The sequence below is a fragment of the Roseibium litorale genome (genome assembly GCF_014842915.1).
GTDB classification, from domain to species: domain Bacteria; phylum Pseudomonadota; class Alphaproteobacteria; order Rhizobiales; family Stappiaceae; genus Roseibium; species Roseibium litorale.
Window position 1 is genome coordinate 1 of record NZ_JACYXI010000030.1, and the last position, 10,963, is coordinate 10,963.

Sequence of the window (10,963 nt, forward strand, 5' to 3'; positions counted from 1 at the left end):
GGGTGAAAACCCGATCCCCGCACGGTCGCCTGCCACTGCTCTCCCGGCAGTTTAGGGGCCGGGAGAGCACCCCATCATAACATCGGCAAGAACAAACAATCCCCGACTTGATCGGGGATCCAATGCACGTCTCCGCGGGACGGCGGACGCAGAGGTTTCGAGCCGCGATCTCCAGACGAATAACAGTCTTCTGGACGCTGCTTGAATGTGGATTGGATCCCGCGTCAAGCGCGGGATGACCCCGAGGGCATGAGAGTCTTGACCGGTCTTCCGACCATAACCTCAGTTTGAGAGCCGAACGGCCCGGATTTCCCGTCACGCCTCTTTCAGCCAGCCGCCCGTTCCGTCGCGGCCCTTGACCTGCTTATCAGCAAACTCCCCACCAAAAACGCGCTTGCCAAGCAATTTTATGAACGTTATATCGTTACTTGTTACTTTATAACACGCACTCACAAGGGAGATCAGCGTGTCCTCTGAAAAATCCTTCAGCCGCATCCGCCGGCTGGCATCCATCCTTGGTCTTGCCACTGCCCTCTCGACAGCAAGCGCCGCAGCAGCTTTTGCGGGCGCGCCGAAGGTGGTGACCACCATCAAGCCGCTTCAGTCTCTCGCCGCCAGCATCATGGAAGGTGTCGGCACACCAACAGTGCTCATTGACGGCGCCGCCTCCCCTCATGGCTATTCCCTGAAACCGTCACAGGCTGCCCAGCTTCAGAATGCCAATGTTGTCTTCTGGATCGGGGAATCTCTTGAGACATCCCTTGAAAAACCGCTCGACTCGCTCGCCGGCAAGGCGGACGTGGTCGAGCTGATGCAGGCCAAGGGCTTGCATCTGGTGCCTTTCCGTCTTGGCAATGGGTTTGGCCCTCATGTTCACGAGGGTGAAGGCGGCGATCATGATGACCACGATCACGATGCAGGACATGAAGCGGCCCACGACGAGCATGGTCACGGGGAAGAAGGCCATCACCATGAGGGCACGGATCCGCATCTGTGGCTGGATCCGGAAAACGCCCGCATCATGGCAGAGGTCATGGCCGACCACCTGGCCGCTGCCGATCCCGCGAATGCGGGCACCTACAGGGCCAACTTCGACAAGCTGAACGCACGTCTGTCGGAGCTGGAAGCTGAGATCAAGACCGAGCTGGAACCGGCCCACGGCAAGACCTTCGTCGTCTTCCACGATGCTTATCATTATTTCGAGGACCGTTTCGGGCTGGCGGCGTCCGGCTCCATCACCCTTAATCCGGAATCCCCTCCCGGAGCCGACCGGCTCAATGAAATCCAGCAGCGGATCAAGACCGATGGGGTTGTTTGCGTCTTCGGCGAGCCCCAGTTCGAGCCGAAGCTGGTCAGCGTGGTTCTAGAGGGCACCGATGCCCGCATGGCCACCCTTGATCCTCTTGGAACCGGCCTGACCAATGGTCCCGGTCTCTACGAGCAATTGCTGAAGGGGATCGCCAAGACGATGACGAATTGTCTGACCGGAAAGTAAGCAACCAGCGGGTAATCCGGAAATCTGCATCCGCAGGAGCGGTTTCCGGATGACGTGGTCTGACAGGCGGGATTGAAGGACTGCGGCGTCACCCTGGCCCACCCCAGGGTGCAGGAGTTAGGCCTCCTGCAATAGCCGCAGATCTGAAAAACCGGTTGCACCTGTCTTTGTCCCGGGGTTGAGCGGTCTTCTTCCGGGCAAGAGCCTGACGCAAATCCTGTCAGAAAAGGGGCCGCGCCTTGTTCAGGCGCGGCCCCTTGGCATTTACCGGAAGCTCTGCCCGCCAGTTCAACTGTTGCGGGCTGCTTCCGTGGCGTCGATGGCCTTGATCAGGTAGCGGTCGCGGTCATAGACGTCGGAGTAATAACCGATCGTGCCGTCTTCCTGAGGCCAGGCTGTGAAGTAGGAAATATAGACCGGGATGTCGCCGGTGACCTTTTCCTGCTGGTTCTGGCCCTGAGAGATCCGCCCGCCGACATAGTCCTTTGTTTTGCCTAGCACGGCAGCGGCCATCGCACGCGGGTCCTGCAGACGGATGCAGCCATGGCTATAGGCGCGGTCATCCCGGTTGAAGAGGCTCTTCGACGGGGTGTCGTGCATGTAGATGTGGTGCTTGTTCGGGAACAGGATCTTCAGCTCGCCCAGAGCATTGCTGTTGCCAGGAAGCTGGCGCACGTTCACGCTCGCCTTCTTGCGGGCCACCGCAGCCCAGTTGACCGACGCAGAAGACATCGGCGTTCCGCTGGCTGACGTCACTTCATAGCCGGTCCGGTCCAGATAGCTCGGGTCCTTCGCCAGCTTCGGCAGCATCTCGTTGACAATGATGGAATAAGGCACGCCCCAGTAGGGATTGTACTCAACCACCTGGATCTTGTCGTAGAAGAAGTTGGTCTGGTTGGACTTCTTGCCCACCACGACGCGCATGGTCAGCGGATCCTTACCCGGCTCCGTATAGGTGGCGGTGAAGGCCGGCTGGTTGATGAAGACCTTGCGCTCACCCAGCTGGTCCGGCAGCCAGCGGCTGCGTTCCATGGCCAGGACAAGCTTGGAGATCTTGTCCTCATTGGTGACACCGACCATCGCCTTGATGGAATTCTTGCCGACGATGCCGTCAGGCGTCAGACCGTTTTCCTTCTGGAACCCTTTCACCAGGGCAACCAGGTCCGGGCTGTAAAGCTCCTCACCGGCATAAGCTTCCAGAACCGCCTGATGTTCCGCTAGTAGAGCAGGAGAACCGGACTTGCGGATCGCGGCGACGATGTTCTTCATTTCCGGGCTGGATTTGTCCGGCTTCAGGAACGTGCCCGGTTCGATCACGATCCGGTCTTCCGCCACATCTTGCGCCCGCAGCTTCCCAAGCTCGGCCTTCATGGCCTTGAAGTGACCGCTCTGCGGCTGGTGGCTTTCAAGAGCGGCAGTCACATCGCCGCTGGTGGCTACACCCTGAAGGTCAGCAACCAGATCGGGCTTGTGGCGCGGCAGGTCGTGGTATCCGGAAATACGGTCGGGATCCACACGCCCGCGCTCCGCATCCAGCATGTAGGTCAGGACCGCTGCCGTCAGGTGCATCTCGAAATTCATCAAGGCGGCATCCCGGGCATCGCCCTCAAGACCAGAGAGATCCGGAAGCTTGACGAGATAGTCCGACGGCTCGAGACCATATTCATCCGCACTGGCCAGAACCCTGCGGGCAAAACCAGCCTTGACGCTCAACCGCCCATCCTGAACCCAGATGAAGCCCGGGTGTTCACGGTAATAAGCCAGCAGCGCTTCGCCGACTTCGGGCAAGACCGTGATCTGCATGCCCTTCAAGGCCGGACGTGCCTCGTCAAAGGGCGTGATAACGACCGGAGTTTCGATGGCCGGGGCCTCGATGACAGGAGACAGCCCATCCGGCCCCGTTCCCGCAGCAGCACCGGTCCCTTCGGCAGCAGCAGGTTCACTGACGGCCGGTGTGACCGCAGCGGTCTTCAGCTCTGAAAGCTCGGCCAGGGAGACCAGTTTCGGCTGGTCCGGCTTGTAAGTGTAATATTTGGGCGCGGAGACGTAGGTTTCCTCGACAATCCGGTCCAGGTCCGGTGTTTCGCGCGGCTGGACCTGCTGAACGCGGTTGTCCTTTGGGGCAAAGAGGCGCTGAAAGAAGTTCTGAGCATTCGCCTGGCCCGCGCTCACGCTCACCAGCGTTACCGCAGCCGTACCGGTCATCAGCCCCGCGAGGGCCAGCGACACAATCCGTCCTGAGGTTCCTGCGCCCTTGCTCCGGGCCTCAATTGCCGGAGTTCCGGACCGGGACATTTCACGTCGTGCCATGCTCTGCTTATCCAATATATCTCGTCCGCATGCAGATGCTGTCCGCCGCTTCCAGCCCGGAGCCGTCAGACAGTCAGCATGCAATTATCCGCCGCACAGAACCGCCCCTTGGTTCTGCAAACCTGATCCATCTCACAGAAGCTGCCTTATGCCGCCGGATCTCATTTCCATTGCCCCCGGCTGGAAGGAAGCGGGCACGCAAGGACAGACCAAACAGACATAAATTCAGCGGGTTTCCGACAGTCACCTCACCAGAAAAGCACGAAGCCCGTTTCCAGAATGTGATTGAAAACACCGTCTGATGGATTCCGTCAAAGCATATCCCAATCCGCCCGGGATGGATAAGGGGGATTGTCACAAATCCGGCATCGATCCCTTAACTGCGGGAATTCGGCCACACCCGGAAAGCGATAGGGCGCCCTTTGCTGCAGGCGCGGGACAAACAAGAAAGCCGGGCAACCGCCCGGCTTTGAGGTTGATGACAAACCCAGGTCTTCAGGATTTTTCTCCGCGCCGTCCCGGCCTCGAGCCGGGACCTGCCCAAAAACCCTATTTCAATTAATAGAATAAATAGAAGATAGATCCCGGATCTTCGCTTCGCTACGTCCGGGAAAGCGCGGTGGCGGGGTTTGTCAGCAGTCTGAGCCGGGCAACCGCCCGGCTTTCTCAAACTCTTATATCCATCCGGTCAGAACGGAATTTCGTCGTCCATGGCGCCGCCGCCGCCGAAGCCGCCGCCACCGGAGGAGCTGCCGCCGCCATAGCCGCCACCAGAAGAAGACCCGCCACCGCCGTAGCCGCCGCTGTCTCCACCATAGCCGCCGCCAAAGTTGCCACCGCCGCCGGACGCTCCGCCACCAAAGCTGCCACCGCCGCCGGCTCCACCGCCTTCACCACGGCCATCCAGCATTGTGAGCGTGGAGTTGAAGCCCTGCAGGACGATTTCGGTCGAATACTGGTCCTGGCCCTGCTGGTTCTGCCACTTGCGGGTCTGCAGCTGGCCTTCGATATAGACCTTGGCACCCTTGCGCAGATACTGCTCGGCAACCTTGCACAGGCCTTCATTGAAGATCACCACGCGGTGCCACTCGGTCCGCTCCTTGCGCTCACCGGTGCCGCGGTCGCGCCAGGTTTCGGAGGTGGCAATGCGCAGGTTGGCGATCGGACGGCCGTCCTGCGTGCGGCGGATTTCCGGATCTGCCCCGAGATTTCCCACCAGAATGACCTTGTTGACGCTGCCCGCCATGACGCAAACTCCTTGAAACAGCCGCATCCGGCGCAGGTTCCTCCCGCTGCCGGACATTGTTCTTGTTGAAGGCTCTTTTGGACCGTCTCTCGAAACGGTCTTTATTCAAGCGCTCTTCGTTTATCCTTCATCCGCCGGCACCGGGCAGCGCCCTGCCCTCTGGCGGTCTTTTGCCGACCCTAACGCCAAGTCGGGGGCCGCGCCGGATTTATTGGCCAAAGTGCTGGCCTTTTCCACAAGCCTCTCTGCCGGGGAACCTGCATTGAGTCCAGACGGGCTCCAGATCCTATGCAGCGGAGGCATTTTTGTGTTCTATTTTTGTTCCATAGCATTTTCTCAAATCAGGTTCCAGAGAATATCATGCGCCTTTCAGGCCCAGCCTTATTGCCAGCCCGGCGGCTCCGGTGGAACCCTATTGCGGAACAGGTCATGTTCGCCATATGTTCCATCTTCAGGAAAGCCCGATTCATTCCTTCAAAGATCCATCCGCGCGCCAGTGCGTAGGAGCTGGATCAAAACAGGGACGCAAAAGGTCAGCAAATGCGCGCAGCAAAGGCCAATCCGGGCTGGAACCGCGCCATTTTGTTGTTATATGCGTCGGGACTGATATCAGGCTCGTCCTGACATTCCAGCAAACGCACCATGAAAACGCGGTGCGCATCAGGGACAGACTTCATGACCAAGCAAGCCTCAGGCCGTGCGATTGATCCGACCCGCACCATTTCGGTGCGCGGAGCGCGCGAGCACAATCTGAAGGGCGTTGACCTCGACCTGCCGCGGGACAAGCTGATCGTGATGACGGGCCTGTCCGGCTCCGGCAAGTCGTCCCTCGCCTTTGACACGATTTATGCCGAAGGCCAGCGCCGCTATGTGGAAAGCCTGTCGGCCTATGCGCGCCAGTTCCTGGAAATGATGCAGAAGCCGGATGTCGACCAGATCGACGGCTTGTCGCCCGCCATTTCCATCGAACAGAAGACCACGTCGCGCAACCCCCGCTCCACTGTCGGCACTGTCACGGAAATCTACGATTACATGCGCCTGCTGTTTGCGCGTGTCGGCATACCTTACTCTCCGGCGACCGGTCTGCCCATCGAGAGCCAGACGGTCAGCCAAATGGTCGACAGGGTGATGGAGCTGCCGGAAGGCACCCGTCTCTTTCTGCTGGCGCCGATTGTGCGCGGCCGCAAGGGCGAGTACCGCAAGGAACTGGCCGAGCTGATGAAGAAGGGCTTCCAGCGGGTCAAGATCGACGGCACCTTTCACGAGATTTCCGAAGCCCCTGCCCTCGACAAGAAGTTCAAGCACGACATTGACGTGGTCGTGGACCGGATCGTGGTGCGCGACGACATTGCCGGACGCCTGGCCGATTCCTTTGAAACGGCCCTGAAGCTCGCCGAAGGCATCGCGATCGCCGAATATGCGGACGGGACCGATGACAAGGGCGATCCGCTGCGGATCATCTTCTCGGAGAAATTCGCCTGCCCGGTCTCCGGCTTCACCATTGCGGAGATCGAGCCGCGGCTGTTCTCCTTCAACAATCCTTTCGGCGCCTGCCCGGCCTGTGACGGTCTTGGCACAACGCTCGCCTTCGAGGCGGATCTCGTCGTGCCAGACCAAAGTCTGTCCCTGCGCGAGGGTGCTGTCCTGCCCTGGGCGAAGACCGGCTCAACATCCCCCTATTACAATCAGACCCTGGAAGCCCTTGCCCGGCATTTCGGCTTTGCCATGTCCACGCCTTGGCGCGACCTGCCCCAAGAGGTTCAGAACGCCATTCTCTATGGCACCGGCAAGGACGCAATCGAAGTCGTCTATGATGACGGAGTGCGCTCTTACCGGACCGAAAAGCCGTTCGAGGGCGTCATCGGCAACATCGAGCGGCGCTGGCGCGAAACCGAATCCAGCTGGGTGCGCGAAGAGCTTTCCCGCTTTCAGTCTGACCACGCCTGCCCCGCCTGTCAGGGCTTCCGCCTGAAACCGGAAGCGCTAGCGGTCAAGATCAATGGCCGGCACATCGGCGAGATCACGGAAAAGTCCATCCGAGAGGCAGGCGACTGGTTCAACGCCCTTCCCGGCAAGCTGACACCCAAGCAGGAAGAGATTGCCGGCCGCATTCTCAAGGAGATCCGCGAGCGCCTTCAGTTCCTCAATGACGTGGGTCTGGATTATCTGGCGCTTTCGCGCGCGTCTGGCACGCTTTCGGGCGGGGAAAGCCAGCGCATCCGCCTGGCTTCCCAGATCGGCTCCGGCCTGACCGGCGTGCTTTATGTTCTGGACGAGCCCTCCATCGGCCTGCACCAGCGCGACAACGCCCGCCTGATCGAGACGCTGAAGCATCTGCGCGACCTTGGCAACACGGTGATTGTGGTTGAGCACGATGAGGATGCGGTTCTGGCAGCGGACTATGTGGTCGATGTCGGCCCCGGCGCGGGCGTTCATGGCGGCGAAATCATTGCCGCGGGCACCCCGGCTGAAATCATGGCCAATCCCAAGTCTCTCACCGGGCAGTATCTGTCCGGCGCGAGGATGGTCGAGGTTCCCCATGAGCGCCGCAAGATCAACAAGAGGCGCCAGATCAAAGTGATTGGCGCCAGAGGCAACAACCTCAAGAACGTTAATGCGGACATTCCGCTCGGCACCTTTACCTGCGTGACCGGTGTTTCGGGCGGCGGCAAGTCCACCTTCCTGATCGACACCCTGTTCAAGGCAGCTGCCCGCCGCCTGAACGGCGCCCGGGAAAACCCGGCGCCCCATGACAGGATCGACGGGCTGGAGCTGCTGGACAAGGTGATCGACATCGACCAGTCGCCGATCGGCCGCACGCCGCGGTCCAATCCGGCCACCTATACCGGCGCCTTCACACCCATCCGGGAGTGGTTCGCCAGCATGCCGGAGGCCAAGACCCGCGGCTATCAGGCAGGCCGTTTCTCGTTCAACGTCAAGGGCGGGCGCTGTGAAGCCTGTCAGGGCGACGGTGTCATCAAGATCGAGATGCACTTCCTGCCCGACATCTATGTCACCTGCGACGTCTGCAAGGGCAAGCGCTACAACCGGGAAACCCTGGAAGTCCTGTTCAAGGGCAAATCCATCGCCGATGTGCTGGACATGACCGTGGAAGAGGCTGCCAGCTTTTTCTCCGCCGTTCCGGCGGTGCGGGACAAGATGGAGACCCTTGCGCGGGTCGGCCTTGGCTATATCAAGGTGGGCCAGCAGGCAACGACCCTCTCGGGCGGCGAGGCGCAGCGCGTGAAGCTGGCCAAGGAACTGTCCCGCCGCTCGACAGGCCGCACGCTCTATATCCTGGATGAGCCGACAACCGGCCTGCACTTCCACGATGTCGCCAAGCTGCTGGAAGTTCTCCATGAGCTGGTGGACCAGGGAAATTCGGTTCTGGTCATCGAGCACAATCTGGAAGTCATCAAGACAGCCGACTGGATTGTGGACCTGGGCCCGGAAGGTGGCGATGGCGGCGGTACGATTGTCGCCGAAGGAACGCCCGAAACCATCGCGGCAACAGAGGCGAGCTATACTGGCAGGTTCCTGAAGGAATTGCTGGAGCGGCGCCCCCAGAGCATGAAAGCCGCGGCCGGCTGAACCCTGCTCCGCCAGAATCACATTGCAGCGCAATATCAACCGTCAAGCCCTTGGAAAGGCCCGAGAACAGCCTTTCCAAGGGCTTTTTCATGCCCCATCTATGTTGCATTGCACTGAGCGCATGACTGGCATGCGCTTAAAGCGCTTCTTTAAATTCGAGTGGTGAATTATATCTTTCTCAACGGATCGATGACGCGGCGCACAAAACTCTGTTGCGACGCAAAATTTAAAAGGTTATAATATGTTCGACACAGTCGTTCGCAAGTACAGCACCTGGGTTAAGTACCGTCGCACCATTGACGAACTGTCCCGTCTTTCCTCGCGCGAACTGAGCGATCTCGGCATCAGCCGGAACGACATCAAGTTCGTCGCACGCCGTACCGCGGTCTAATTCGAGATCGCGCTCCACTAGAGCCACCTCCTCCCAGGCTCCGGAGCGCGTAAAACGGACAAGGCATCCTCCTCCCAGTCTTGTCCGCGGAAACGTCGCCCGTCAGCACCTCCTCCCGCTGACGGGCGAGCGTTCCACCCGGTGAAAGGCCGGCCGGTTTAGAGCCGGAACAAGTTTTGAGATCGCGCCTCGTATGAGCCACCTCCTCCCAGGCTCGAGGCGTGTAGATGGGCAAGGCATCCTCCTCCCAGCCTTGTCCAGAGAAACGTCGCTCACCAGCACCTCCTCCCGCTGGTGAGCGTCCGTTTCCTCCGGCGGTGGAAAGCCCCGGGTAAAGAACATAGAGATCGCGTCTCACCGAGCTACCTCCTCCCAGGCTCCGAGACGCGCGACCCGGCGGGGCATCCTCCTCCCAGTTCCGCCAAGTCAAATGCGCCTGCCAGCACCTCCTCCCGCTGGCAGGCGTTTTGCTTTTCAGCTCCCCCAATCTCAGTCCTGGCTCCGCGATGACCTGATGCCCTCTTGGCTCCGTGAGTCTTGGCTCCACGAGTGTCTTGGCTCCTCGAGTCTTGGACCCCGGGCCTTGACCCCATGAGTCATAACCCGCGTGTCTAGCCCCCACGCGTCACGGCACATCCACACCCCCGGCGCAGAGCCGGAGAGACGCTGCGGAGAGATGCCGCCCCAGAAGGCATTCCGCACCGCAGCATGAATTTTCATCAGCCACATGCGCGCAGTCTCCGAAAACTGCAGATTTGCCCACTTCGTGACCTTCACGCCTGCATTTTATGCAGATCAGGCGTGCATTTTGCCCACTACCGCAGCAGAGCGAACAGGCCTATCTGAGGCTCACACAATGACGGCCCGGTTGCACTGCAGCGAAGGCCTCACATCCCAGAAAAGAAGAACACCATGCTTACTTCCGTTGTCCGCAAGTACCAGAGCTGGCGCCGCTACCGCAGCACCTTTGAAGAGCTCTCCCGGCTCTCCAATCGCGAACTGCATGACCTCGGCATCAACCGCGGGAACATCGATTACTACGCGTATAACGCCACCCGCTAAGACGGCAGACCTGCCGGACTTTGGTTTGACCCAATCCGGCCCGCCGCAACGTGAAGGGCACGAAAGCGCCCGCCCCATCGACAAACAGATACCTGACGCCGGTCCGCGGTGGCAGGACCGCAAGAAAAAGAAGATCCGCCATGTTCAGCAACGTTGCCCGCAAGTACCAGAACTGGAAGCGCTACCGGTCGGTCTACAATGAGCTGTCACAGCTCTCCAGCCGACAGCTCTCCGACATCGGCATCAACCGGTCCGACATCGACCCTCTGGCACGGTCCATGTCCCGCTAAGGGCAGGACACTCCGGGAGACTTCCGGATTTCCGGCGCCCTCCGGCATTCCCCCAAAAGCCCGCCTGGCATGATCTGCCGGCGGGCTTTTTGCCGTTTAAGCTGGAAACGGCACCCAAGACGCGGAGGAAAGTCTTTCCGAAGTATTAAAGCAATCAAAGACCTGCATTTTCAGCAGATCAGACGTGCGGTCTGGCCTCTACCTAAGTCAAATCGATGGGCCTATCTTCTGATCATCAAATGACGAACGGGCCTGACGCCGATCCGCGGCGCTCTAGGCCACAGAGAGAGAAAGAAGGCCTATCATGTTCAACAATGTCGCTCGCAAGTACCAGAACTGGAAGCGTTTCCGGTCCACTTACGATGAGCTGTCCCAGCTCTCCAACCGTGAGCTTTCCGACCTCGGCCTCAGCCGCGCAGACATCATCTCCGTCGCACGCTCTACGGCCCTCTAGAGCGTGTCGTTGCTGACCGGATTCAGGATTCCCATTTTGTTTGATCCGTGATTCCTTGTTTTGAAACGAAGCAAGGGGGCGTTGATGGGCAAGCCACATCCTTTGGAACTCCGGCAGCGTGTTG

General features: G+C 59.9%; 8 protein-coding genes. 6 read left to right on the plus strand and 2 right to left on the minus strand.

The window, feature by feature from the left end:
* The first annotated feature begins 466 nt into the window (after positions 1-466).
* Positions 467-1,495: a zinc ABC transporter substrate-binding protein ZnuA gene (znuA, locus tag IG616_RS22690; protein WP_343072419.1), complete on the plus strand. Its 1,029-nt coding sequence runs from the start codon at positions 467-469 to the stop codon at positions 1,493-1,495.
* 288 nt (positions 1,496-1,783) lie between these two features.
* Here znuA and IG616_RS22695 read toward each other — a convergent pair whose 3' ends face one another.
* A complete protein-coding gene (locus tag IG616_RS22695; RefSeq protein WP_425504208.1) occupies positions 1,784-3,805 on the minus strand; it encodes a L,D-transpeptidase family protein in 2,022 nt (673 codons plus the stop codon).
* 688 nt (positions 3,806-4,493) lie between these two features.
* Positions 4,494-5,051 carry a single-stranded DNA-binding protein gene (locus IG616_RS22700; RefSeq protein ID WP_192151251.1) on the minus strand — a complete coding sequence of 186 codons (558 nt, stop codon included), beginning with the start codon at positions 5,049-5,051 and terminating at the stop codon, positions 4,494-4,496.
* Positions 5,052-5,726: 675 nt separating this feature from the next.
* Here IG616_RS22700 and uvrA point away from each other — a divergent pair.
* From uvrA to IG616_RS22725, 5 genes are all read left to right on the plus strand, one after another.
* A complete protein-coding gene (gene uvrA, locus IG616_RS22705; RefSeq protein WP_192151253.1) occupies positions 5,727-8,642 on the plus strand; it encodes an excinuclease ABC subunit UvrA in 2,916 nt (971 codons plus the stop codon).
* A 241-nt stretch (positions 8,643-8,883) separates the two neighbouring features.
* Positions 8,884-9,033, plus strand: coding sequence for a DUF1127 domain-containing protein (locus IG616_RS22710; protein WP_192151255.1), 150 nt, complete (start codon positions 8,884-8,886; stop codon positions 9,031-9,033).
* Between the two features lie 912 nt (positions 9,034-9,945).
* Entirely contained in the window at positions 9,946-10,095 is a 150-nt protein-coding gene (locus tag IG616_RS22715) for a DUF1127 domain-containing protein (protein ID WP_192151257.1), read from the plus strand.
* Positions 10,096-10,235: 140 nt separating this feature from the next.
* The gene (locus tag IG616_RS22720; protein WP_192151259.1) at positions 10,236-10,385 is read left to right on the plus strand and encodes a DUF1127 domain-containing protein; all 150 of its coding nucleotides are present in this window, start codon (positions 10,236-10,238) and stop codon (positions 10,383-10,385) included.
* 304 nt (positions 10,386-10,689) lie between these two features.
* Positions 10,690-10,839 carry a DUF1127 domain-containing protein gene (locus tag IG616_RS22725; RefSeq protein WP_192151261.1) on the plus strand — a complete coding sequence of 50 codons (150 nt, stop codon included), beginning with the start codon at positions 10,690-10,692 and terminating at the stop codon, positions 10,837-10,839.
* The last annotated feature ends 124 nt before the right edge of the window (positions 10,840-10,963 follow it).